General features: G+C 45.8%; 22 protein-coding genes. 3 read left to right on the top strand and 19 right to left on the bottom strand.

Features of this window, described 5'->3' with window-relative positions; genetic code table 11:
• Nucleotides 1-30: 30 nt before the first annotated feature.
• The 6 genes from trkA to dusB form a co-directional block, all read right to left on the bottom strand.
• Nucleotides 31-1,404 (bottom strand): Trk system potassium transporter TrkA, encoded by a 1,374-nt coding sequence (trkA, locus tag VX941_06305; protein ID MEE2933019.1) that lies wholly within the window; start codon nt 1,402-1,404, stop codon nt 31-33.
• 29 nt (nt 1,405-1,433) lie between these two features.
• The gene (locus VX941_06310; protein ID MEE2933020.1) at nt 1,434-2,831 is read right to left on the bottom strand and encodes a sigma-54 dependent transcriptional regulator; all 1,398 of its coding nucleotides are present in this window, start codon (nt 2,829-2,831) and stop codon (nt 1,434-1,436) included.
• A 17-nt stretch (nt 2,832-2,848) separates the two neighbouring features.
• Nucleotides 2,849-5,137: a PAS domain-containing sensor histidine kinase gene (locus VX941_06315; protein MEE2933021.1), complete on the bottom strand. Its 2,289-nt coding sequence runs from the start codon at nt 5,135-5,137 to the stop codon at nt 2,849-2,851.
• 114 nt (nt 5,138-5,251) lie between these two features.
• Nucleotides 5,252-6,697: a nitrogen regulation protein NR(I) gene (gene ntrC / locus VX941_06320; GenBank protein MEE2933022.1), complete on the bottom strand. Its 1,446-nt coding sequence runs from the start codon at nt 6,695-6,697 to the stop codon at nt 5,252-5,254.
• Complete coding sequence (locus VX941_06325; GenBank protein ID MEE2933023.1) at nt 6,690-7,790, bottom strand: ATP-binding protein; 1,101 nt, start codon at nt 7,788-7,790, stop codon at nt 6,690-6,692. Before VX941_06325 ends, ntrC begins: the two co-directional genes overlap by 8 nt.
• An 8-nt stretch (nt 7,791-7,798) precedes the next feature.
• On the bottom strand, nt 7,799-8,776 hold the full coding sequence (dusB, locus tag VX941_06330) for a tRNA dihydrouridine synthase DusB (protein MEE2933024.1): 978 nt from the start codon (nt 8,774-8,776) through the stop codon (nt 7,799-7,801).
• Nucleotides 8,777-9,086: 310 nt separating this feature from the next.
• Between dusB and VX941_06335 the strand changes: the two genes are divergently transcribed.
• From VX941_06335 to VX941_06345, 3 genes are read left to right on the top strand one after another with little or no spacing between them, the layout of a single operon-like run.
• On the top strand, nt 9,087-10,268 hold the full coding sequence (locus VX941_06335) for a bifunctional 2-C-methyl-D-erythritol 4-phosphate cytidylyltransferase/2-C-methyl-D-erythritol 2,4-cyclodiphosphate synthase (GenBank protein MEE2933025.1): 1,182 nt from the start codon (nt 9,087-9,089) through the stop codon (nt 10,266-10,268).
• 34 nt (nt 10,269-10,302) lie between these two features.
• The gene (locus tag VX941_06340; protein ID MEE2933026.1) at nt 10,303-10,764 is read left to right on the top strand and encodes a phosphatidylglycerophosphatase A; all 462 of its coding nucleotides are present in this window, start codon (nt 10,303-10,305) and stop codon (nt 10,762-10,764) included.
• Nucleotides 10,761-11,258, top strand: coding sequence for a CinA family protein (locus tag VX941_06345; protein ID MEE2933027.1), 498 nt, complete (start codon nt 10,761-10,763; stop codon nt 11,256-11,258). The genes VX941_06340 and VX941_06345 overlap by 4 nt, the downstream gene beginning before the upstream one ends.
• Here VX941_06345 and VX941_06350 read toward each other — a convergent pair.
• The 13 genes from VX941_06350 to tpiA form a co-directional block, all read right to left on the bottom strand.
• On the bottom strand, nt 11,227-11,958 hold the full coding sequence (locus tag VX941_06350) for a helix-turn-helix transcriptional regulator (GenBank protein ID MEE2933028.1): 732 nt from the start codon (nt 11,956-11,958) through the stop codon (nt 11,227-11,229). The genes VX941_06345 and VX941_06350 overlap by 32 nt on opposite strands.
• A gap of 250 nt (nt 11,959-12,208) precedes the next feature.
• Nucleotides 12,209-12,652 carry a type II toxin-antitoxin system RatA family toxin gene (locus VX941_06355; GenBank protein MEE2933029.1) on the bottom strand — a complete coding sequence of 148 codons (444 nt, stop codon included), beginning with the start codon at nt 12,650-12,652 and terminating at the stop codon, nt 12,209-12,211.
• Nucleotides 12,653-12,661: 9 nt separating this feature from the next.
• On the bottom strand, nt 12,662-13,609 hold the full coding sequence (gene lipA / locus VX941_06360; GenBank protein MEE2933030.1) for a lipoyl synthase: 948 nt from the start codon (nt 13,607-13,609) through the stop codon (nt 12,662-12,664).
• A 7-nt stretch (nt 13,610-13,616) separates the two neighbouring features.
• Complete coding sequence (gene lpdA / locus VX941_06365; protein ID MEE2933031.1) at nt 13,617-15,029, bottom strand: dihydrolipoyl dehydrogenase; 1,413 nt, start codon at nt 15,027-15,029, stop codon at nt 13,617-13,619.
• Between the two features lie 14 nt (nt 15,030-15,043).
• Entirely contained in the window at nt 15,044-16,309 is a 1,266-nt protein-coding gene (locus tag VX941_06370; protein ID MEE2933032.1) for a pyruvate dehydrogenase complex dihydrolipoamide acetyltransferase, read from the bottom strand.
• Between the two features lie 19 nt (nt 16,310-16,328).
• Nucleotides 16,329-17,696, bottom strand: coding sequence for a pyruvate dehydrogenase complex E1 component subunit beta (locus tag VX941_06375; protein ID MEE2933033.1), 1,368 nt, complete (start codon nt 17,694-17,696; stop codon nt 16,329-16,331).
• A gap of 46 nt (nt 17,697-17,742) precedes the next feature.
• The gene (gene pdhA, locus VX941_06380; protein MEE2933034.1) at nt 17,743-18,753 is read right to left on the bottom strand and encodes a pyruvate dehydrogenase (acetyl-transferring) E1 component subunit alpha; all 1,011 of its coding nucleotides are present in this window, start codon (nt 18,751-18,753) and stop codon (nt 17,743-17,745) included.
• 287 nt (nt 18,754-19,040) lie between these two features.
• Nucleotides 19,041-19,355 (bottom strand): septum formation initiator family protein, encoded by a 315-nt coding sequence (locus VX941_06385; GenBank protein ID MEE2933035.1) that lies wholly within the window; start codon nt 19,353-19,355, stop codon nt 19,041-19,043.
• Between the two features lie 138 nt (nt 19,356-19,493).
• Entirely contained in the window at nt 19,494-20,765 is a 1,272-nt protein-coding gene (gene eno, locus VX941_06390; GenBank protein MEE2933036.1) for a phosphopyruvate hydratase, read from the bottom strand.
• Nucleotides 20,766-20,806: 41 nt separating this feature from the next.
• The gene (gene kdsA / locus VX941_06395; GenBank protein ID MEE2933037.1) at nt 20,807-21,643 is read right to left on the bottom strand and encodes a 3-deoxy-8-phosphooctulonate synthase; all 837 of its coding nucleotides are present in this window, start codon (nt 21,641-21,643) and stop codon (nt 20,807-20,809) included.
• On the bottom strand, nt 21,643-23,280 hold the full coding sequence (locus VX941_06400; protein ID MEE2933038.1) for a CTP synthase: 1,638 nt from the start codon (nt 23,278-23,280) through the stop codon (nt 21,643-21,645). The genes kdsA and VX941_06400 overlap by 1 nt, the downstream gene beginning before the upstream one ends.
• A 63-nt stretch (nt 23,281-23,343) precedes the next feature.
• The gene (gene secG / locus VX941_06405) at nt 23,344-23,670 is read right to left on the bottom strand and encodes a preprotein translocase subunit SecG (GenBank protein MEE2933039.1); all 327 of its coding nucleotides are present in this window, start codon (nt 23,668-23,670) and stop codon (nt 23,344-23,346) included.
• A 100-nt stretch (nt 23,671-23,770) separates the two neighbouring features.
• Entirely contained in the window at nt 23,771-24,526 is a 756-nt protein-coding gene (gene tpiA / locus VX941_06410; protein ID MEE2933040.1) for a triose-phosphate isomerase, read from the bottom strand.
• Between the last annotated feature and the right edge of the window lie 85 nt (nt 24,527-24,611).

Here is a 24,611-nt window from a genome sequence, read left to right on the forward strand (position 1 = left end):
TAATGCATCTGTTTTTTTATTCAATTGTTCTTACATAAAATCCAATCGCACGGCGAATAATTTTTCTACTTCCCGAATGGTACCAGTGGCAGCAAGCAATATCACTCGATCGCCTATACGAATATCAGTATCTACCCTTGGTATCAGCACCTTACTATCGCGTACTATCGCACCGATTATAACACCACGGGGTAGTTTCTTGTCGCCCAGCGTCGCGCCGACCAAAGAAGACGTCTCCATAACCTCCGCTTCTATAATTTCTCCAAAACCCTCCCATAACGAATAAACGCTACGTATTTTACCTTGCCTTACATGACGTAGAATTTGTGACACAATTATTGATCGAGGATTTACGAGTATATCTACGCCCAGTTTGGTAACCAAGGATGCATAACTATCTCGCTTAACTAGTGCTATAGCTTGCTTCACCCCGATTTGTTTTGCCAGCAAAGATCCGAGCACATTTGTTTCGTCATCGTCGGTCGCCGCTACTATTGTGTCGGCAGATGCAATGTTAGACTCCGCGAGTATCTCTTGATCGAATATATCGCCCTGCAACACTGTGGTTTCTGGAACGGTTTCGGCAATTTTTCTTGCTCGTTCACGATCCATTTCAATAATTTTAGCTGTGACGCCCTCACGTTCCTCTATCATCTTGGCGAGATTTTTACCCACGTGACCGCCACCGACAATCACAAGCCTACTGGCCTCTATTTCCTCATACCCGAAAATTTCCATAACTCGACTGACATGCTCAGTTTCACTAACAAAATACACTTCATCACCAGGTAGCATTTGGTCCCTTGATGTAGGTATCCAAACATCGCCATCTCGTGAAATGCCCACAACCACTACGTTTAAGTCTGGGAATAATTCAGTCAATTGTCGAAGGGGGGTATTTACAATGGGGCATTTCTCAGAGCAGCGGACGCCAATGACGCGCACATTGTCTTCAGCAAGAGGAATCATATCGAATGCCCCAGGTACGGCAAGCCTCCTATCTATTGCCCTTGCCACCTCTACCTCGGGCGAAATGATAACATCAATTGGCATATGATCCCGGCTAAATAAGTCCGCCCAAACTGGGTCCAAGAAACTTTGTTGGCGAATCCTCGCAATCTTTGTTGGAACATTGAATAATGAATGCGCAACCTGGCATGCTACCATATTGACCTCGTCAGCATAGGTTACAGCAATAATCATATCTGCCTCATCCGCATTTGCTGCGGCAAGAATTGCAGGTTCGGAGGCATTACCCACCATCGCTTGCACATCAAGTGCTTCGTTAACGCGTCCAATGAGTTCCGGGGCACGATCAATAACCGTAATGTCGTTACCCTCAATAGAAAGATAACGTGCTATGCTGAAACCAACTTGCCCGGCACCACAGACTATGACGTTCATTGACTATCTCACAATTCAGAATTGATAGATTAACCCTTACTACGCACGGTTTTCTCATTACCGTGCAGGCCGAGGCTTTTCAACTTTCTATGAAGCGCTGCGCGGTCCATACCCACGTAGCTAGCAGTTTTACTAATGTTGCCCCCGAAACGTATCAATTGGAAATTCAAATATTGCCTTTCAAAAGCTTCACGCGCCTGTCGCAGAGAGACGTTCATTAGTTCGAAAGAAAGGTCCTCATTCTTTTCGTTCTCATCCACGCCTATCGCCTTAAGAACATCGCTAGCCAAAATAGCAGCCGTGACATCAACTTCCGTTAAAAGCAAGAGACGCTGAATTACATTTACCAGTTCCCATACGTTACCCGGCCATTTGTGAGCCTGAAGTGCAGCAAGTGCATCCGGTGAAAACTTTCTAGGCGGACGATTAGTCGATTGCGCAGTTCGCCGCATTATATCTTCTGCGAGTTCTGGTAAATCTTCAAGCCTGTTGCAGAGCGGCGGCAATTGAAGGGGTACAACGCTAAGCCGGTAAAAAAGGTCTTCACGAAAGGCCCCATCGACAATGGCAACCTTAAGGTCACGGTTAGTTGACGCAAGCACCCTCACATCCACATTTACGATTGAAGTGCCGCCAATACGTGTGAATTCTGGTTTATGCAGAACACGGACGAGTTTTGCTTGAGTTTCATAGGGAATATCACCAACTTCGTCCAAAAGTAATGTACCACGATGAGCCTTTTCGAGTGCCCCGACACGACGAGCAACTCCATCATTTGCCTCATGACCAAACAGCTCTCTTTCAAGGTCTTCTGGGTCGAGGCCGGCGCAAGATAGGGTAACGAAGGGCCCTTTATTGCGGGGAGATTTGGAATGCAACACGGCCGCGGTGACCCCTTTACCACTGCCTGGGGGACCGCTTATCAACACTCTGCTATCTGTTAGCGCAACCTTATTCAAAGAGCTCCGCAGTTGGGACATCACAGCAGACTTACCCACAAGTTCTGCTTGCTGTTCGACAGAGCGGGCCCGCAATTCTTCATTTTCGTTTCTTAGTCTGATATCCTCTACGGCGCGCCCTACAGTGTGGATAAGAACATCTGTTTTGAAAGGCTTTGTAAGAAAATCATATGCTCCCATCTTGGTCGCATTTACAGCCATATCGAAAGTAGCATGTCCGCTTATCATCAACACCTGTTGGTCAGGATTTTCTTGGCGTATTTGTTCCAGCATTTGGAGGCCATCAAGCTTGCTGTTCTGCAGCCAAACATCCAAAATTATGAGGCTTGGTTGGCGGCTGGCAAAAGCGGCGAAGGCGTCTTGACTCGTGGCTGCTTCACGAGTTTCATATCCTTCGTCTTGCAGAATACCCGCGATAAGATTGCGAATGTCGCTCTCATCATCAACTATTAAAATATCGTGTGCCAACGGCTTAGTCTCGATTCCTATTCACTAACTTGTTCCATTGTTGGCTGTGGAGCCTCTGACGAACCTCCCAGCGTCGTTTCATCATCGGTTTTTTCAATTCTTGGACCACTCATACACAAAGTGACGCAAGCGCCACCCATTTTCCCGTCGCGTAATTGCAAACTACCTTTGTGATCTTCCATAATCTTTCGAACTATCGCCAGCCCTAATCCAGTCCCCTTTGAGCGAGTTGTGAAATATGGCTCCGTCAAACGATCACGTTGTTTATTGGGCAAACCTTTTCCGTTATCTTCTACCTCAATTTTAACAAAATGATCAGAATGACTTAACCGTAAATGTATCTCCCCCTTTTTTGCCCCTAAATTGGGGCAGGCCTCAATAGCCTCCGCCGCATTTAAAAGGAGGTTTGTCAGCGCTTGACTTATCTGCCGACCATCGCAACGAAAATAAAGAGGCTGGTCCGGTAATTCGGTTCTAAAACTGAGCTCGCGATGCGCACTTCTTTGCAAAAATTCCGCCTGGCGAACAAGTTCAGATAAGTTTTCACAACGCATTACCGGTAATGGCATTCTGGCAAAGCTCGAAAATTCATCGACCATGCGGCCAATATCCTCAACGTGACGGATAATTGTGTCGGTGCAGGTTTCAAACGTTTCACGGTCTGAGCTTATTTCATTCATATATTTGCGCTTTAAGCGTTCAGCCGACAACTGTATTGGAGTGAGCGGATTCCTAATTTCATGGGCAATTCGTCTAGCTACATCTGCCCAGGCAGCTTTTCGTTGAGCCGACATTAACTGCGAAATATCGTCGAATGTAACCACGAAGCCACGAACCTGCCCATCAACGTGCTCCGTCCCAATACGAACGATTAAAGTACAGGGTTCACGTTCTCGTGTGATTCGGATTTGACGTTCGATAAACCGGCCAGTTGATGAATTTTTCACCTCGTCAAGCATGTTTCCCATTTCGGGAACTACCGCACCCAAAAGCTCGCCGAGCCTTTGTTCTAAATTTTGCCCTGTCAAAGTTGACGCTGATCTATTAGGAAGGTTTATTCGCCCCTCTTCATCCAATCCAATAACTCCGGCAGATACACCAGAAAGAACTGTTTCAGTAAACCGCCGCCTTTCATCCAATTGCTGATTAGCTTCAACTAATTCTCCACGGCTTCTTCCAAGTTCACCAGTCATTCGGTTAAAAGCCCGGCTCAAAAGACCAAGTTCCTTTGTCTCAGCCTCCTCGGGCACTCGTACGGCGAGATCCCCTGAGCGCACCCTTTCAGTTGCGTCAATCAAAGCACTTATTGGACCAGAGAATTGGGTGGCAACAATAAGCCCGAACCAAGACGCCGCCAATAAGAGAATAAGTGCCAGACCAATAAACAATAATGCGAACGAGATTTCTATATTCTCCCGTTTGAGTTCTAAATTTTCAAACCGTTCAACTGAAAGTTGTGTGCGCTTTGTCTGCGCTAAAACCTTCGGTTCAACAAACCGGCCGACGTAGAGATAATGGTCAATGTAATTGTCCAAGCGCACTAGTGCCCTTACCCTGTCATCGTTTTTACTTGTTAATATTGCCACTTCACCTTTACGCGCCAAATTAAATTTTTCAGGTGGTATTCCCTCAAACTCCAAAACGTAGGTAAGTCCTGCTCTGGCTAAAACTTCTCCCGTGCTTGAGATGAAGACAATCGCCTCAGTCAAGCCGCGTAGATTAGATTGAATATTCAGCGCATAATTCAGAAGTTTAGGATTTCCCTGCAAAGCATTCGTTTCAAGGTTAAGCGACTTTGCCACAGCAAGCACATCTGCGCGCAAATTATTTTTGTGTTCTGCCATGTAAGCTTCAGCAACGGCGACGGATTGGTTCAGTGCTGTTCGAACTTCACTCGAAAACCAGGTTTCCACGCCAAATTTGAAGAAAAGCACGGACGCACCCGCAACCAAAAGAGCTGGAACAATAGAGATGAAGCCAAAAAGAGTTGCAAGGCGCACATGTAGTCTTGATCCGGCTGAGCCTCGTAACCGGGCTGTCCAAACACGAGCAACTCGCCAACCAATAAAAATAACAAGTATCAGTAATAGGGCGAGGTCTGTAACTAAAAGCCGCGACACCCATATTGAATCGGGCCCGAAAGGATCCATCCCTCGAATGGCCATATACGTCGCGATTACGGAAAAACATGCCAAAACACCTAGCACCACAGCAACCCAGCGCCCAGCCAAGTGCCTTTTGAGTGCCGTTTCTGCGACCCTAGGGGTACTGATCGGAATGTAAGTGTTGCCTCTTGTCCCAGTCATAAAGTGTTCCCAGGCTTTGGTAATCTCAAAGTTATAATTCAATTACAACAATAAGTCGCTAGTTCTAGGTGTACAAATTTTATGACGGTTTTGGTCGATAGTTTATAAATATTTTCAGCGGGGACGCCTTATTACCTCTATTCCTAACTCACGTATTTTTTTTCGCAGGGTATTCCTGTTAAGCCCGAGCATTTCCGCAGCACGCACCTGATTTCCTCGCACGGAACTCAGCGAAATATTCAAGAGGGGCTTCTCTATCTCACTAATAATTTTTTCGTATAATCCATTCGGAGGTAGAGCGTCTCCGTATTTTGCAAAATATTCTATTAGATGACGTTCAACCGCTTCAGACAAACTTTCCGAATTTGATTCCACACTTTCTGATATTTCTGCCAATTCGCGTTCCACAACATCAATGGTGATATTTTGCTGTGAGTATAAGGCTGCCAGTCGGCGAATCATGTTCTCTAATTCACGAACATTGCCAGGCCAACGATGTGCTTGAAGTCGCAATAAGGCCTCACCATCAATTGATTTAGCGGGTAATCCCTCAGAAGAAAGTTGGTTTAAAAAGTACCTCGCTAGATCGGGAATATCTTCTGACCGTTCACGTAGGGGTGGTAGCCTCATTGGCACGACATTGAGCCGGTAATAAAGATCTTCCCTAAAATTACCTCCCCGAACTAATTGGGCAAGGTCATGGTGGGTGGCCGCCACAATTCTCACATTGGCCTTGATTGGAGTGCGGCCTCCAACTGTTGTAAACTCTCCCTCTTGCAACACTCGAAGAAGCCTAGTTTGCGTGTCAATGGGCATATCACCGATTTCATCCAAGAATAAAGTACCCCCCTCGGCTTGCTCAAAGCGTCCAATAAAGCGGTTTTCTGCGCCGGTGAATGCACCTTTTTCGTGACCAAAAAGCTCGCTCTCTATAAGGTCATGGGGTATTGCAGCCATATTTATAGCAACAAATGGCGCATGCTTTCGTTTGCCATAATCATGCAGTGCACGTGCAGCGAGCTCTTTCCCAGTTCCGGACTCCCCGTTGATTAGCACGGTGAGGTCAGTCCCCATTAGTCGGGCGAGTATACGATAAATCTCCTGCATAGCTGGCGATCTGCCAATTAATGGAAGACGTTCGTCACCTTCGGTGGCTCCTCCCTCCACAATATCTTTATCCTTCAAAGTCGGCTCTTCAAGCGCACGGTTAATCAAATTAAACAATTCGGCGAGATCAAAGGGTTTTGGCAAGTACTCAAAAGCGCCTCGTTCAGTTGCCTTAACAGCAGTCAACAATGTGTTCTGAGCACTCATTGCGATAACTCGAAGTTCTGGGCGCATCTTTCGTATTCTAGGTATCAAATCCAAAGCATTTTGATCTGGTAGCACAATATCAGTAAGCACTACGTCGCCATCGCCATCTGTAATCCAACGCCACAGGGTTGCAGCATTGCTAGTAGATCGCACGTCATAACCTTGCCTAAATAATGCCTGTCCTAAGACTGTCCGTATTGAGTGGTCGTCATCAGCAACTAGTATAACGGGTTGTGGTTTATTCACGATTATCGCTCCGTGCCATAGGCATCATCACTTTGAAGGTTGTTTTATCAGATCCATTTAAAACATCGATCATACCTCCGTGATCACCGACAAGTTTAGCTACCAAAGCCAACCCTAGCCCCGCACTTTGGGCTTTCGTGCTGACAAAAGGATCAAAGATTTGTCGTACCATTTCGTCTGGAATACCACCGCCATTATCCTCTATAGACACGATGAGAGGGAGATCTACCCGCGAGTGCGACCCCGGTGTTGCTAGTCGCATTCCATATTGAAATGCAGTGTGTACTCTTATGACCGGCTGATGAACACCAGCTAAAGCTTCAGCGGCATTCTTTGTTAAATTAAGGAACACCTGAATTAGGTGATCTCTATCTCCAAAAACTTTTGGCAAAGAGGGATCGTAAGCCTTTGCAATTGATATTCCTTTAGCGAAACCCGTGCTAGCTATGTGAATCACGTGGTCCAGCACTTCATGCAAATTTACCGCATATTTCTCAATTCTTGGTCTGTCAGAAAATGCTTCAATTCGGTCTATCAATCTACAGATACGATCACTTTCATCTATTATTAAACGGGCAAGAGGCCTCTCATCAGACGGCGCGGATTGTTCAAGCAATTGAGCAGCGCCTCGTACTCCAGAGAGCGGGTTTTTAATCTCATGAGCAAGCACCGCAGACATAGCCGAAACGGAGCGCGACACATCCCGATGAACCAGGGAAGTATCAATCCGTTCCGCCACGGTAATTTCGTTGAGAACGAGTGCAATAAAAGTTTCATTACTGCTGAGTATTGCCGCAGTCACACTTACTGATTTATCTCCTATTCTTGGTGTCACCAACCGGATACAAAATTCTTGCATGCTGTTTCCAGTTCGCCGGACCTTGTTAGTAAGACTCATCAAAGGGCTATCGGGTGGAATCAGATCTTGCAAATTTCGGTTTGTGAGCCCCGTAATGCTCAATTGAAAAAAGTTTTCCGCAGCGGGATTTGCATACACAATTTCGTCTGATCCATCCGCCACCAACACTGGCAAAGGGATTGCGGAGAGAAGCTCTCCAGAAAAATCCCGTGCAAAAGTGTTTTTAACAGGCATATTGATTGTCATGCCGCCAATGCCGCTTGCTGATCGCAGAAAAATGACGCTAACAAATCAACCACCTGGTCAGGGTTGTCGCTTTTACTGATACGTGCGCGCACATCATTTGAATTTGCAAAATTTTGGATATACCAGCACAAGTGTTTGCGCGCTATCCTTAGACCCTGTTCGGTTCCATAATGCGACAAAATTTTGGTGTAATGCGAGAGCACAGATGACAAAATAGTCTCTAAATGCGGATCTGAGGATTGTTCCCCAGTTTTAAGAAATGATTTTATCTGGCTTAATAACCATGGCTTCCCCTGGCTTCCTCGGCCAACCATCACCCCATCGGCCCCGGATAAGGAAAGGCATTCCGCTGCATCCCCGGGACTTAGGATATCTCCGTTGGCTATAACAGGAATCTTAACAGCCTCTTTAACCTCTCTTATGAATTTCCAGTCAGCGGTTCCCTTAAAAAATTGACATCGCGTTCTGCCATGCACCGTAACCATGTGTACGCCTTGTTCTTCCGCAATGCGAGCGAGGTAAGGTGCGTTACGATTTGTTTCATCCCACCCAGTGCGCATTTTCAAAGTCACCGGAACTGTGACAGCTTTAACGACTGCGCTTATGATACGACCGGCCAAACTCTCTTCTCTCATAAGTGCAGATCCGCATGCTTTATTTGTTACTTTCCGAGCGGGACATCCGAAGTTTATATCAATTGCGGCAGCCCCCCTGTCTTCATTAATACGCGCTGCCTCGGCCATTAACGCAGGGTCTCGCCCTGCAATCTGCACCGATATAGGAAATTCAGCCAAACAATCGTTGGGAATTTTCTTCATCTCCGAGCGCACTTGACGAAGAACAGCATCGCTTGCAATCATCTCCGAAACGACAAGATCAGCGCCAAAAGCTCTCACAGTCTGACGGAAGGGGTAGTCACTGACCCCAGATAATGGTGCTAATATTACCAATGGGTGTTTTTTACTGGAAAACATTATGCCACTTTAATGGGCAGTTAAAAATTATGCACAACATATAATCAAAAAAGTGTATTGGCAATCTGAATTTTTACTCAAACTAAAAGGAGACCGGAGGTAATTTTGCACCACCTCCTGCCGAGGCACACGATCAACCTCAAAACGCTCAGTAAATGTAAAATAAATTTGCCAAATATGCGTGCGTGGGAAGATAAACCTAAAAAAAAGCGCCCCATTTTAGGCATCGAAACATTGACTATAAAAGCGAACCCTTGGCATATGCCATTCAGCATTTCCATTGCTGAGTTTATTGAAGAAAGAATGGTTGATGGGAAAAATTGCAGCATTGGTGCTAGCGGGCGGACGAGGAAGCCGTGCTGGCCAGGGCATGCCAAAGCAGTACCGAGAGATTAGCGGACTGTCATTACTTCGGCGATCGCTTATTGCTTTTTGCGAACATCCTGAAATCGATTTGGTTCGCGCAGTTATCCATCCGGAGGACCAGCATTTATATGACATGGTTGCCCGTGATTTACCCCTTGAACCGCCGGTTTTCGGAGGCGATACCCGACAGAAGTCAGGCTTTAACGGCCTCCAAAGCTTCATTGAACACAGCCCAAGTAAAATATTGATTCATGATGCGGCAAGGCCTTTTGTAGCAGCAGATACCATCACGCGAATACTTAGGTCACTAGACAGATGCACAGCAGCATTGGCTGCATTGAAAATCACTGATACGATTAAAAAACAGGACAAGGCAGGCTTTGTGCGCGAGACAATAGCTAGAGACGAACTTTGGCGCGCTCAGACACCGCAAGGATTTCGGTTTGAGGAAATACTGGCCGCACACATCCAATTTCGGGATGCAAGCTATACAGATGATGCTGCAATCGCCGAAGCAGCCGGCCACAAGGTTCTCCTTGTCGGCGGCAATGAAGAAAACTTTAAAGTAACCAACCCTGAGGATTTTGTGAGAGGTGAAGTTGTGTCTGGTTCAGAGGAAAAGGTAACCCACAATATTACTGATTTATCGGGTATCAGAATGGGGATTGGCTATGATGTTCATCGTTTTGGGCCAGGAAATCATGTCATTCTCTGCGGTATACCGATCCCACACACCAATGGACTTTTGGCCCATTCAGACGCTGACGTTGCAATGCATGCTATTACAGACGCACTTCTAGGAGGGATTTGTGCTGGCGATATAGGAACCCACTTCCCCCCGAGCGACATGAAATGGAAAGGCGCCTCTTCAGACATATTCCTCACTGAAGCAGCAAAGATGGTTACGCAGAAAAATGGCGTTATCAACCATATTGATTTAACAATAGTCTGCGAGGCACCAAAGATAGGACCACACCGAGAGGCCATGCAATTACGATTAGGGGAGATTCTAAGCTTGCCATCTGAACTCATAAGCATAAAGGGAACAACCTCGGAAAGGCTTGGGTTCACAGGGAGGCGTGAAGGGATCGCGGCACAGGCCGCGGCAACAATCTGGATAAAGTAAAGCCTAAGGAAAATGCTGCAGACTGTTGTTTTTAATGAATTATAAATCATTTTCAACTCTGTGTGGTTTGGGTTATCAAACACCCGCGCCCGGAACGATCGCCTCACTTATTGGCGTAGGAACCGCATGGCCAATACACTTTTACGGCCCGCCATATTTTTTAGCAGCGGCGGCATTGATCGCCTTTTGCATTGGATGCTGGTCAGCAGAAAAGTATCAGAAATCAACAAAGCGGTCCGATCCCCCAGAAATTGTGATAGACGAATTGTCGGGCCAGTGGTTTTCCTTAGCTTTTCTACCTCCCGATTTGCTTTACTTTGGGGTCGGTTTTTTGTTGTTTAGGTTGTATGATATTACAAAACCTTGGCCAATTAATTTCGTCGATAGATATGTAAAGGGCGGCTTCGGAGTGATGGCGGATGATATTTTAGCCGCAATATATGTATATCTGACTTTTGGTATCTTTTTTATCTGGCAAAACTATGAGTTTGAATGAATTTTGATCAGGAAATATTGCTGCAAGGGTCTCAGTTTCTGCAAACCTGCAGATTAAAAAAACTTAAGCTGGCAACTGCTGAGTCATGCACTGGAGGCCTCATTGCTTCGCTAATAACGGCTATTGTGGGGTCGTCTGATGTTTTTGATAGAGGATTCGTCACCTATTCAAACGCTGCCAAAGCTGATTGCCTTGGAGTGCCTATTTCTTTGATTAACAAATTTGGAGCAGTGAGTGCGCAAGTTGCCAAAGCAATGGCTGAAGGTGCACTCGCCAACTCCAGCGCACATTTGTCTCTATCAGTTACTGGGATTGCTGGCCCGGGCGGCGGTACCGAAAAGAAAGCGGTTGGTTTAGTGTTTATAGGAAGCGCTCTCATTCGGTCCGAGCCCATTGTTGAGAAGAATATTTTTTCAGGGGACCGCGACGCTGTCCGCAATAAAACTGTAGCTCAAGCAATTACTATATTGGATCGCCAGGCTCGAACTTACTAACCAGTTCGTTTAGATCGACCAAGGGATGCCCGGGATGGCTGACATAACGTACAACCAAATCGTCCCAATTCGAGAATGAATCAATGAACTCCTTTGGGTGCCGCATTGAATACCATTTTTCTGCACGCAATCTGCTCAATGCATCAATATCATCTAGGGTTGTAGTGTCATCTAGGATATTTGCTATGTATGCTACATGGTTCCGGTGAAGAGCAAAGGCTGCCAGCATAACGCCTGCTGTTTCCGCAGCCCGTGCCACATTTTCAACACTCAGATTAATTTTATCAAACAGAAGATTTCGATCTTTCGACCGCACCAGAAGGCATATTCTTACCCCTTCCACATCGTCGTATGAGCCTTCGCCACATCGACGAACGAAAAATACTATCTGGTCTGCAGCGTTTAACGAATTAGGGCCCAATATCTTGAGAATTTTTTGGCTTGCTAAAAGCGTCTCATATATTTTAGGGCGATACAAAACATTTAGCGTCACGGTTTCGGTGCAAGAATCCCCTCCTATTGAGACACCTGCATCATTGAGAGCCCCTTCAATCGCTCCCAAAGTGCTAGCCCGAGGGTCCCCGATACCACGTTCAATGTTATTCATTGTCGCGAGTGATATCCCAGAGGCCTTAGCAAGATCTAGCTGCTTTGCACCAACCAGCGCTCTTGCTGCTCTAATTTGGCCAGCTTTTATCAAAGTGATCGACGCAGCACTATCATTATCACTAATAAAAAGTCCTTCTTTCTTAAATACTACCTACGATACCTAAAATAATAGGTTCAAAATTGGTTTAGCACAACTAATTTTCTATATTTTGTGTCTAATATTCCACTCACCACAACAAATAGAACCAAGAGTGCGATTAAATATGGGTCGAGGTTAATAACACTACATTTGTAGTTTTTTTTTATATCTTTAAAAAGTGACTTACGGTGCTTTTTTTCAGTTAGGACTTACCGTAATGTATGCTGTCAGCTCTTTGTTCAAAAGCAGCCACCATACGGGCTACCGCCTGTTCAAAAAAAACGCCTATCACTCCCTGTAGCAAACGAGAATGAAACTCGAACTCAATTGAAAAATCTACAACACACCCCCCATCCTGAGCCTCTGAGAATTGCCAGGTATTCAAGAGCGCGCTAAACGGTCCATCAACGGCGCATACTTCTATTTTTAGCTCTTCCTCGATGAATTTTATCTCACTTGTATAAGTTTCACGAATGCCTTTATATCCAACAGCCATTTCGGCTATCATCCTAGATTCGGTTTTGTCGAGAACACGCACCGCAATGCACCATGGAAGAAATTCTGGATACATGTCTACATCCAGCACAATTTTAAAAACAGAATTCGGAGAGTGTGCTAGGTAGCGGCGTTCGGAATGACGATACATTGAAGCTTTTCAAGCTTGGGCGCTTTTAAGAGTGCCAAGGCGAGCAGCCCGCAATCGCCTGAAGTCGTCATCGGCATGATATGAAGAACGGGTAAGAGGCGACGATGAGACAAGCAAAAATCCCTTTGCTCGAGCCTTCTTTGCATACCCTTCGAACTCATTTGGTGTAACAAACCTGTCGACTGCCGCATGCTTCACTGTAGGTTGAAGGTATTGTCCGATCGTCATGAAATCTACATCGGCTGCGCGCAAATCATCCATCAATTGATATACTTCACCCTTACTTTCACCAAGCCCCACCATAAGACCAGACTTTGTGAATATGGTAGGGTCTAACTCTTTTACTCGAGCTAACAAAGTTAGGCTTGTAAAATAACGAGCGCCCGGTCGAATGCCTGGATAGAGGCGCGCAACCGTCTCGATATTATGGTTAAATACATCTGGCGCTGCCTCCACCACAATCTCAACCGCGCCAGCTTTTTTCATGAAATCAGGGGTGAGTACTTCAATAGTGGTTTTCGGAGCCATCTCTCTAATAGCATGGATCACTGCCGCAATGTGCCGCGCACCACCATCAGGCAGGTCGTCGCGATCCACCGAAGTTATAACTACGTGCTCAAGACCAAGTTTTGAAACAGCAGCACCAGTTCGTACCGGCTCAAACGGATCTAGCAATCCAGGTTTTCCCGTCGAAACATTACAAAAAGCACAAGCACGCGTACAAATATCCCCCATAATCATAAAAGTTGCATGCTTCTTAGCCCAACACTCACCAATATTTGGGCAAGCAGCTTCCTCACAAACAGTGCTGAGGCCGTGCTCAGAGACTATTGCCTTGGTTTCAAGATATCCCTCAGAAACAGGAGCTTTGACGCGGATCCAAGGAGGTTTCCGCTTGACTGGATTGTCTGGGCGCCTCTGTTTTTCAGGGTGTCGGGTGCGTTTCTTTTGCATCATCGCCTAGCTAAATATGGATGGCCTGATCGTAAGCATCAAGTACCGATTCGTGCATCATCTCCGAAAGGGTCGGATGCGGGAAAATAGTACTCATAATTTCTTTCTCAGTGCTTTCAAGAGTTTTTGCTAGCCCATAACCGTGAATTAATTCCGTCACTTCGGCACCAACCATGTGCGCACCAAGTAATTCGCCTGTTTCCCTGTCAAAGATTGTTTTGATAAGCCCCTCTTCCTCACCGAGGGCAATAGCTTTACCATTCCCCATAAATGGAAAACGACCAACTGAAATTTGGTGCCCCTCATCCTTTGCCGCCTCCTCGGTGAGCCCGACCGATGCTATTTGCGGCATACAGTAGGTACAACTAGGTATATTTTTTATCTCCAGCGGATGGACATCCTGTCGCTTCATTATTTTATCAACGCAAATAATAGCCTCATGGCTTGCCTTGTGAGCGAGCCACGGGGCACCAACAACGTCTCCGATTGCATAGATGCCAATTTCATTAGTCTGAAGCCATTGGTCCACCAATATATGACCATTTTCAGTTTTTACCTTTGTTTGCTCCAAGCCAAGATTCTCAGTATTTCCAACGATGCCAATCGCCATCACTACTCTGTCTACCGTTATTCTTCGGGGTTTGTCTGCGCTTTCTATTTGTGCCGTTACCGTTTTGGCCCCCTTCTTTAAATCACTCACTTTCGCGCCTGTAATGAATGTGATTCCTTGTTTTTCAAACTCCTTTTGAGCAAATGCAGAGATTTCAGAATCTTCCGTGGGCAGTATGCGGTCCAACATCTCGACAACCGTTACTTCAGCACCCAGGTTACAAAAGAAACTGGCAAATTCAATGCCGATGGCGCCGGACCCTATAACGAGCAGAGATTTTGGTACTACTTCGGGTACCATTGCGTCCTTGTAAGACCAAATAAGCTTGCCATCCGTTTCCATGTGAGACAGCTCGCGCGCCCGCGCTCCAGTAGCCAATATTACGTGTTTAGCAACCAAATCTATCTGAGGTTTACCATTTTTTTCTACTGTTATTTCATGCAACCCGGCGTGCCCACCACTCAGCTTCCCATGACCGTCCACTACGTCAATATTATTCTTCTTAAGCAGATGCTGAACGCCTATTGAGAGCTTTTTTGCTACATTTCTACTTCGCTGAACCACTTTGGAAATGTCGAAACTAGCTCCAGAAACCGTTAAACCGTACTCTTCAGCCTTTTGCAAATAGCTATAAATTTCGGCACTTCTAAGCAACGCTTTCGTCGGAATACAACCCCAGTTGAGACAGATCCCCCCTAGATGATTAGCTTCAACCACAGCTGTTGTCATTTTTAGCTGGGCCGCACGAATGGCTGCAACGTACCCTCCAGGGCCGCCACCAATTACAACGAGATCATATTGTTTTTTTTCCATCTTTGAAATGCCGCCTATAGTAGCATTGTCATTGGATCTTCAATTAATCCACTTAAACATTTCATATATTCCGCTGCTACTGCTCCGTCCACTGCACGATGATCCGCAGAAAGCGTTAAATTCATTACTGTTGCCACTGCCAGCGCACCATTGTGCACTACCGGAGACTGTTGTCCCGCCCCAACGGCAAGGATACAGGCTTGTGGGGGATTTATAACTGCATCAAAACTTTTTACACCATACATCCCAAGGTTAGATATGCTGAATGTCCCGCCGGTATACTCCTCGGGAGACAGCTTCCCGTCACGCGCTCGTTCTGCAAGTTCATGCATCTCTTTTGAAATTTGCTCCAAACCTTTGCCATCTGCATTGAAGATTATAGGAGTAATCAACCCCCCCTCCACGGATACGGCTACTGATATATCGGCAGATCTGAACACTCTAATTCCCGACTCCGTCCAGCAGGAATTCGCATTGGGCACCTTCTTCAAGGCTACACCAGCTGCTTTGATGATGATGTCATTAATTGAAAGCTTGTATGCACCATCAGCTTTTTTATTAAGTTCCGCTCGAAATTCTAGTAGTTTGTCGATTTCGCAATCAACTCTCACATAGAAGTGCGGTACCGTTTGTTTTGATTCTGTCAGACGTGCTGCAATAGTCTTGCGCATAGTCGAGTGTTCTATTAATTCATATTCTTGATTATTTGTGTCGCTGGTAGGATTTGCAGCAACAACAGCAGGCAATCCACCCGATAAAACGGCCTCAATATCGCGTTTTACAATTCGCCCATTGGGGCCTGATCCGCTGATTTCATCCAATCCAATTCCTGCCTGAGAGGCCATTCTTTTTGCTAGTGGACTGGCTAGTACGCGGTCTTTATCTACGGGATCTGCACCTTCTCCAAGACCTTTATGTTCCGGAGGAGTATGGTTAGCTTTTAAAGGGGTAGCCTCGCGCTCCCTTTCCGCAATTGGTATCTCAATCTTATTTTCAGAAACGAAATCTTCTGTAAGTTCGATTTCGTCAGCGGTTTCACCGTCTTCCAAAAGAAGAGCTATAACAGAATTGACAGCAACATTCTCGCTTCCCTCTTGCACTAATAATTTTGCTACCCTGCCCTCCTCTACGGCCTCAACTTCCATTGTCGCTTTATCTGTCTCAATCTCTGCAAGCACATCACCGGAGGCAACATCATCTCCTATGCTTACGTTCCATTTAGCGAGCTTACCGTCGGTCATGGTTGGCGACAGTGCTGGCATAAGAATTTTCACCGGCATGAGATAACGTCCTTTTTTGCTAACGGTAACATACGGCCTTTGCAGCCTCTGCGATGCTATTTGCCTGAGGTAATGCTAGATTTTCAAGATTAGCAGCATAGGGTAACGGAGCATTAGCTCCAGTGACCCGCGCGACCGGAGCGTCTAACCAGTCAAAAGCTTGGTCGGTGATGCGTGCACAAATTTCTGCACCCACACCTGACTGGGGAAAACCTTCTTCACAGCTTACCACACGGTTGGTCTTTTTAACTGAGCGAATAATGGTTTCATCATCCAAAGGTCGCAACGTTCTGAGATCAATGACTTCAGCACTTATGCCTTCCTCAGCTAATGCTTCTGCCGCCTCCATTGCCCTACTCACCATTATGGAAAAGGCTACTAAAGTAACATCCTGGCCAGCACGGACAACCTTTGCACTGCCAATCGGAACAGTCCAATCGTCGGTATCCGGAACTTCAAAACTGTGTCCATACAGTATCTCATTTTCCAAGAAAATTATTGGATTTGGATCACGTATTGCACTTTTTAAAAGTCCTTTAGCATCGGAAGCAGACCAGGGTGCAACCACTTTTAGACCGGGAATAGCTGAATACCAAGCTGCGTAACATTGTGAGTGTTGGGCTGCAACTCTTGCCGCTGCTCCATTTGGCCCCCGAAACACAATAGGACAACCCATCTGTCCGCCCGACATGTAAAGTGTTTTGGCGGCGGAGTTGACGATCTGGTCGATCGCCTGCATCGCAAAATTGAAAGTCATAAATTCAACAATTGGCCTTAACCCCATAAAGGCTGCTCCAATACCCAAGCCCGCAAACCCATGCTCCGTAATAGGGGTGTCAATAATACGCTTTGCACTGAACTCATCTAATAGGCCTTGGCTAACTTTATACGCACCCTGATATTCGGCAACCTCCTCGCCCATTAATAGAACATTTTCATCTCTACGCATTTCTTCAGCCATGGCATCCCTTAATGCCTCTCGTACTGTCTGAGTGGAAGTTTTACCATTCCATTCGAGTTCCGAGCTCATACCGTTATTGCTAGCCAAAACCATCGCGGTTTCCTCGGAGTTTTTTGTTTTAACGGTTAACTCATCGGGTATCACAGGTACCTGGGCGATATCGTTATTCGGCACTTCATCATCCCCATCTGCAAACATAACCGCTATAGGTGTTTTAACAGCAACCTCTTCTGCCCCCTCCGGCACCAATATCTTTCCAAGGGTACCCTCATCTACGGCTTCAATTTCCATTGTCGCCTTATCAGTCTCTATTTCTGCCAGCACCTCCCCAGGGAGTACACTATCGCCCTCAGACTTGAGCCAACGTGCCAACTTACCAGCCGTCATTGTAGGGGATAGCGCGGGCATCAAAACTTCTGTTGGCATCTACAGGTTCCCTCTCTGATCTTTTTTATATATAAGAATCAATATTTTAACTCTCCACCAAAATATCTGTGTAGAGATCGGATGGCTCAGGCTCGGGACTATTCTGTGCAAATTCAGCAGCATCCAAAACTATATGCTTTATTTCGGTATCTATCTTTTTAAGTGTGGCCTCATCTATAACTTTTTCTTTCAACAAATGACCCTTCATGCGTTCTATGGGATCCCGCTCCTCACGAACCTTTGAGACCTCATCTCTACTTCTATACCGGGCGGGATCAGACATTGAATGGCCTCTGTATCGGTATGTCATCATTTCAAGAATATAAGGCCCCTTTCCGGCTCGGCAGTGTGAAACTGCTTTTTTCCCAGCTTTTAAAACCGTCGAAACTGCCATGCCGTCAACCTGCTCACCAGGAATACCATAAGGCTCTCCTCTTACGTACAGGTCCTTACTAGCGGATGACCTCTGCACACTCGTGCCCATACCATATTGATTATTCTCAATAATATATATGACTGGCAATTTCCAAAGTGCAGCCATATTGAAAGCTTCATAAACCTGCCCTTGGTTAATCGCACCGTCCCCTAAATAAGTGAGTGATACATTTTTGTTCTTGCGATATTTGTGTGCAAAAGCAACTCCCGTTCCAATTGGGACTTGTGCAGCGACAATTCCATGACCACCATAAAAATTTTTTTCTTTCGAAAACATATGCATGGATCCGCCCTTACCGCGGGAATATCCGCCCACGCGCCCTGTCAACTCTGCCATAACACCGCGCGGGTCCATACCGCATGCAAGCATATGCCCATGATCGCGGTAACTGGTTATCACTGAGTCTTGTGGTGTAATAGCCTCTTGCATGCCCACAACAACGGCCTCTTGCCCAATGTAGAGATGACAGAAACCACCAATTAAACCCATCCCATACAACTGGCCGGCCTTCTCTTCGAAACGTCTGATTAACAGCATTTCTTTGAAAAGCTCAATCTGCTTTTCCGGCGCAATCTCACGAATAGCTTTCTTAGATCGAGGAGGAGTTTTTTTCTTCGCCATAGGTATGTCCAATACAATAACGACAGTGAACCACATACGTGGTTGTACAAATAGACCTAGCGCTAAAATCACAGGACAGCAATAGTTAAAAATTTATAATAATATCAATGCTTTATTAATTTTTAACTCAAAACAAGTTAAGGTATGAATGAAACCGTTTGAATTAAAATCGCGTTTACCGAGCTCACAAAGTAATTTTATTACGTAACGCCCCGTTTGGACACTTTCAAGGTAGGCAATTTGCATTTGTCGTCCCTATTGTGACCTAGTATTAGGACATCAAATGACTATCTCGAAAAATACAAAAGCAGATCGTCACTGCGCATAAGGTTAAGCGCCGCACCTGCTCGCTCCTCTAGAAGATCAAGATCCAAGCTCGTGTGACGAAGACCTCTTACCTTGATCTCCAGAGCTTTTTTTTCTAGATGGATTTCATCAAGTGCGGCCCGCGCGAGAGTCACCTTATGCTTCAACTTGATGTAGGAAAAGATACCTTTATCCCCTTGAATAGAATGGTAGGTGAAATAGCCAATAACCATGATGAACATGGCAGCAGGGAATACGACTTTTGCTCGCGATATCAATTCTTGCACCGTTGACATGTTGCAATGGAATCACGCCTCCACAAAAGAATCAACCGGCAAAAAGTGCCTACTCGAGGTAATTAGTCAGCAACCGCTGTAAATTTATACATTTACATGAAATTATATGGCAGGCTTTTGGCTCTTTTACATTTCGATTTACCGAACTATAGAACACCCAGCATAAACTGCGCTTACGCCAAGTTCCTCTTCTATTCGCAATAACTGATTATATTTCGAAAGCCGATCAGAACGGGATAAAGAACCGGTTTTGATTTGCCCACAGTTTGTAGCAACAGCAAGGTCAGCAATTGTTGTGTCTTCTGTTTCACCAGACCGATGCGACATAACGGCACCAAAACCGGCACGCAATGCTGTGTCAACGGTCTCAAGCGTTTCCGTAAGCGTGCCAATCTGGTTAACCTTAACTAAAATTGCAGTTGCCGAATTTTCCAAAATTCCCCGCTTCAATCGCTCGGGATTTGTAACAAAAAGGTCATCTCCAACAAGTTGTGTCTTCGCTCCAATAGCCTCCGTAAGTGCTGACCAACCATCCCAGTCATCCTCATCCATACCATCTTCAATGGAACAGATAGGATAGCGAGCCACAAGATCCGTTAGATAATCGACCATTTCGTCTGAGCTCAGGCTTTTGCCCTCGCCGGACAGAACGTATTTTCCATCTTTAAAGTATTCTGTAGCGGCACAATCAAGGGCTAGCAAAACGTCATCGCCAGGTTTGCAACCGGCCGCCTCAATTGCACGCATAACAAACTGCAAACCTTCATCAGTGGAGGCTAGATCGGGTGCAAAACCTCCCTCATCTCCTACATTCGTATTGTGCCCGGCATCACTCAAAGCGCTTCGAAGAGCATGAAATATTTCCGAACCAATACGAATGGCTTCACTCACGCTCTCTGCTTTGACAGGCATCACCATAAATTCTTGTATATCTATCGGATTATCTGCATGAGCTCCGCCATTTAATATGTTCATCATTGGAACAGGAAGCGTGTTAGAAAACGCACCACCGATGTAACGGTATAGTGGTAGTCGAGACTCCAGAGCGGCCGCTTTAGCTAATGCCATCGATACCCCCAGAATCGAGTTAGCGCCCAACCTGCTTTTGTTTTTGGTTCCGTCTAGATCGATCATAAGATTATCAAGGTGTCGCTGATTTCGACCATCCATACCGGACAACAAATCGAATATTTCTGTATTCACTGCTTGAACCGCTTGAAGAACACCCTTTCCCCCATACCTATCTGATCCGTCACGTAGTTCAACAGCTTCATGACTGCCAGTTGAAGCCCCAGAGGGCACCGCCGCCCGTCCCTCCGCTCCTGATTCAAGCATTACATCAACCTCCACAGTGGGATTACCTCTGCTGTCGATAATCTCTCGCGCTTTTATTTCGATAATAGCAGACATGAATTACCTCAGGTTTAACGTGGTTGTGAAGAAACTGGCGCCTATTCAAATTTATTTTTTACTATCTCATCTATCTCTTTCAACTTTTTGAGAAGAGACAAAAGATTTTCCAACTCTAACATATTTGGCCCATCTGAAGGCGAATTATCGGGATCCTGATGCGTTTCTACAAATACAGCAGCAACACCTACAGCCACAGCTGCTCTAGCAAGGTGTGGCACCATACCCCTATCACCACCCGATCGGGTGCCCTGCCCTCCCGGCTGCTGGACAGAGTGAGTCGCATCATATACGACGGGGAAACCGAGTTTGGCCATGATTGGAAGAGACCGCATATCTGAAACTAAGGTATTGTATCCAAAGCTCGCTCCCCTTTCACACAACAGTACATTATTATTCCCTACTGCTGTGATTTTTTCAGCAACATTTTCCATATCCCATGGTGCTAAAAACTGTCCCTTTTTTACGTTAATGCATTTCCCAGTGTGCCCGGCAGCCTCTAAAAGATCCGTCTGCCGACAAAGGAATGCTGGTATTTGAAGGATATCAACAGCCTCTGCAACTACTGAGCACTGCCCCACATCATGAATATCGGTTAATACAGGGCATCCCAAGCTCTCACGAATTTCCGCAAAAATTGGCAAGGCCTCTTCAAGTCCAACACCACGAGGACTTTTTGTTGAAGTCCTATTAGCCTTATCAAAAGAAGTTTTGTAAATAAAATCCAAACCCAGACTATCAGTCACTTTTTTTATGGAGGAGCTCATTTCAAGGGCATGCGCTCGACTTTCCATTACACATGGTCCGGCTATAATTGTGATCGGAAGATCATTTCCAATCCTGCAATTTCCTACGTGAACGTGGCGAGGCCTTTCCATTAAACCAACCTAGATTGTGTTACTGCGGCCTCAATAAAACTTGTAAATATTGGATGAGGTGCGAATGGCTTAGACATCAATTCTGGATGGAATTGTACCCCAACGAACCAAGGATGATCTGGTATCTCAACTATTTCAGGTAACAAACCATCAGGTGATAGCCCCGAAAATGCAAGCCCAGCATCTTCGAGGCGTTTTTTGTACGTAATATTTACCTCGTAACGGTGACGGTGCCGCTCTGAAATCTCTGGCTGATTAGAGAAAATATTTGAAACTTTAGTTCCCTCAACCAGCCGGCATGGGAAAGCACCAAGACGCATCGTCCCCCCCAAGTCGCTATCGTCGTTACGCCTCTCTATTGTACCTCCCTTGTTCCATTCCGTCATTAGTCCTATGACTGCATTTTCGGTTGGGCCAAACTCGGTCGAGCTAGCATTTTTAATACCTGCTAAATTCCTCGCTGCTTCGATTACCGCAAGCTGCATTCCAAAACAAATACCGAAATATGGGACACGGCGCTCACGTGCGAACCGAGCTACGGCAATTTTCCCTTCTGCGCCGCGTTCTCCGAAACCACCAGGCACCAATATGCCATCACAATTTTCAAGAGACTGTACAGGATCTAAAGATTCAAAAATCTCAGATTCCAGCCATTTCAAGTTCACTCGTACCTTATTAGCGATACCTCCGTGAACTAGAGCCTCACTTAAAGATTTATAAGCATCTAAAAGGTTCGTGTACTTGCCTACAACTGCGATATTTACCTCCCCTTCTGGCGTTCGCAATATTTTGGCAATTTTTTCCCATCGACTTAAATCAACTGGCTTCTGAGCATCTTCCTCCATTTGGAAATGCCTTAAAACCTGAACATCAAGCCCCTCGCGATGATAAGAAAGCGGAACTTCATAAATCGACTCTACGTCCAATGCCGGTATTACTGAGTCTTCTTGAACATTACAAAACGACGCTAATTTTCGGCGTGCATCAGGAGGTATATCGTGCTCAGAACGACACAGCATTATGTCGGCCTGGATCCCGACACTCAAAAGTTCTTTAACTGAATGCTGAGTTGGTTTGGTTTTCAGTTCGCCGGCAGCATTTAGATATGGAACAAGTGTTACGTGCACAAAAAGAGCTCTATCCGAGCCTAATTCATTACCTAGCTGCCGTATTGCTTCTACGAATGGGAGCCCTTCTATGTCGCCCACGGTACCGCCTATTTCAACTAAGACAAAATCTTCGTCGTCAAGATCATCAGTTATGAATTCTTTAATAGCATCTGTCACATGCGGAATTACTTGCACCGTACCGCCGAGATAGTCGCCCCGTCTCTCTTTGAGGAGCACTTTGCTGTATATACGCCCGGCCGTTACATTATCGCTTCTCTTTGCGGGTACCCCTGTAAAACGTTCATAATGCCCAAGGTCGAGATCTGTCTCTGCCCCGTCATCGGTCACGTAAACCTCACCATGTTGATAGGGACTCATCGTGCCCGGATCCACGTTCAGGTAAGGGTCCAATTTTCTCAGGCGCACCTTAAAGCCCCGCGCCTGAAGCAGGGCCCCGAGCGCGGCAGAGGAGAGCCCTTTGCCTAGTGATGATACAACTCCACCAGTAATAAATATAAACCGTGTCATTATTGACTAACCAATTTGATTAGCTCCCTAATCAGCAGCAAAATATGATCGTTTTGCCATTTGTTATTTTGATAAAGGCACTGTAGGGGGCTTTTTGGTATTTGGTGTCAACGGAGCACTGCGCTCATTGCCCGCATTGGGCTTATCTAAGTTTATATTACTTTTGTTGTGACTTCCGGCAAGGATAGCTAAAGTCAGGCTTGTCGCTATGAAAGAACCTGCCATGATAGCGGTCGCACGAGTAAGAAAATTTGCAGATCCGCGCACGCTAACGAGTGCGCCTCCGCTTCCCCCGATTCCTAGTGCTCCGCCCTCGCTTTTTTGCATCAAAACGGTCACAACCAAACCTATAGCCAAAAGTAAGTGAATAACTAAAATAATTTGTTCCATTTCCGCTCCATGGAAGCCGTGTAAAGGATACATAGCCCCGCATAAACAATCAAAAAACAGGGCTTAGATGTGAATGTTTAGCCAACATTAGGCGCGCTGGCTAGGGGCAAGATTCAGCAATAGCTATGAATTCCATTGATGTCAGGCTAGCACCACCAATTAGACCACCATCAACATCAGCGAGAACCATTAACGATTTGGCGTTATTTGCCTTAAGAGACCCTCCGTAGATTATGCGAATACCCTGGGCCGACTTTTCATCAATTAACTGCTTTAAAACCCCACGTATAGCATTATGCATTTCTGCAACTTCATTTATTGTAGGTGTTTTGCCGCTACCGATTGCCCAAATAGGTTCGTAGGCAATAACGGTATTTTGATCATCAGCCCCGTCTGGCACTGAAGTATGTATTTGTGCTTCTACTGACTTAAGTGCCATGCCCGAGTTGCGTTCATCATTAGTTTCACCAACACAAATAATCGATGTAATCCCTGCAGCCCATGCAGATCGTGCCTTAGCAGCAACAATTTGATTCGTTTCACAATGATCGGCTCTCCGTTCAGAGTGACCCACGATTGTATATGCACAGCCAACATCACGCAGCATAGAGGGACTGATATCTCCCGTATGGGCGCCCTGGTCATTTATATGGCAATCCTGTGCTCCAAGATGAACAGAGCTAGAACTTATAGCCTTACCTACCCTCTCTAAGTAGATTGAAGGCGGACATAAAAGAATATCGAGGTCTAAGTTATCGGCTTTAGCAGCCACTTCAATAGAGAGTTTTTCGGCGGTAGAGCTGGTGAGGTTCATCTTCCAATTACCAGCTATCAGGGGTCGGCGTTTTGGTGTCATATTTCAAAGCTTCTCTTTGTAAGATTTTGGTGAAAAACCACGATAAAGCTATATTAACCGATATGGGCTTGTTGTTGAACCGAAT

This window comes from Pseudomonadota bacterium, assembly GCA_036339585.1.
GTDB lineage: Bacteria > Pseudomonadota > Alphaproteobacteria > UBA8366 > UBA8366 > UBA8366.

Coding starts and splice junctions, on each gene's coding strand:
- trkA (MEE2933019.1), bottom strand. CDS start 1,404: ATGAACGTCATAGTCTGTGGTGCCGGGCAAGTTGGTTTCAGCATAGCA.
- VX941_06315 (MEE2933021.1), bottom strand. CDS start 5,137: ATGACTGGGACAAGAGGCAACACTTACATTCCGATCAGTACCCCTAGG.
- VX941_06325 (MEE2933023.1), bottom strand. CDS start 7,790: ATGCCTGTTAAAAACACTTTTGCACGGGATTTTTCTGGAGAGCTTCTC.
- dusB (MEE2933024.1), bottom strand. CDS start 8,776: ATGTTTTCCAGTAAAAAACACCCATTGGTAATATTAGCACCATTATCT.
- VX941_06335 (MEE2933025.1), top strand. CDS start 9,087: ATGGGAAAAATTGCAGCATTGGTGCTAGCGGGCGGACGAGGAAGCCGT.
- VX941_06340 (MEE2933026.1), top strand. CDS start 10,303: ATGAATTATAAATCATTTTCAACTCTGTGTGGTTTGGGTTATCAAACA.
- VX941_06345 (MEE2933027.1), top strand. CDS start 10,761: ATGAATTTTGATCAGGAAATATTGCTGCAAGGGTCTCAGTTTCTGCAA.
- VX941_06355 (MEE2933029.1), bottom strand. CDS start 12,652: ATGTATCGTCATTCCGAACGCCGCTACCTAGCACACTCTCCGAATTCT.
- lipA (MEE2933030.1), bottom strand. CDS start 13,609: ATGATGCAAAAGAAACGCACCCGACACCCTGAAAAACAGAGGCGCCCA.
- lpdA (MEE2933031.1), bottom strand. CDS start 15,029: ATGGAAAAAAAACAATATGATCTCGTTGTAATTGGTGGCGGCCCTGGA.
- VX941_06370 (MEE2933032.1), bottom strand. CDS start 16,309: ATGCCGGTGAAAATTCTTATGCCAGCACTGTCGCCAACCATGACCGAC.
- VX941_06375 (MEE2933033.1), bottom strand. CDS start 17,696: ATGCCAACAGAAGTTTTGATGCCCGCGCTATCCCCTACAATGACGGCT.
- pdhA (MEE2933034.1), bottom strand. CDS start 18,753: ATGGCGAAGAAAAAAACTCCTCCTCGATCTAAGAAAGCTATTCGTGAG.
- VX941_06385 (MEE2933035.1), bottom strand. CDS start 19,355: ATGTCAACGGTGCAAGAATTGATATCGCGAGCAAAAGTCGTATTCCCT.
- eno (MEE2933036.1), bottom strand. CDS start 20,765: ATGTCTGCTATTATCGAAATAAAAGCGCGAGAGATTATCGACAGCAGA.
- kdsA (MEE2933037.1), bottom strand. CDS start 21,643: ATGGAAAGGCCTCGCCACGTTCACGTAGGAAATTGCAGGATTGGAAAT.
- VX941_06400 (MEE2933038.1), bottom strand. CDS start 23,280: ATGACACGGTTTATATTTATTACTGGTGGAGTTGTATCATCACTAGGC.
- secG (MEE2933039.1), bottom strand. CDS start 23,670: ATGGAACAAATTATTTTAGTTATTCACTTACTTTTGGCTATAGGTTTG.
- tpiA (MEE2933040.1), bottom strand. CDS start 24,526: ATGACACCAAAACGCCGACCCCTGATAGCTGGTAATTGGAAGATGAAC.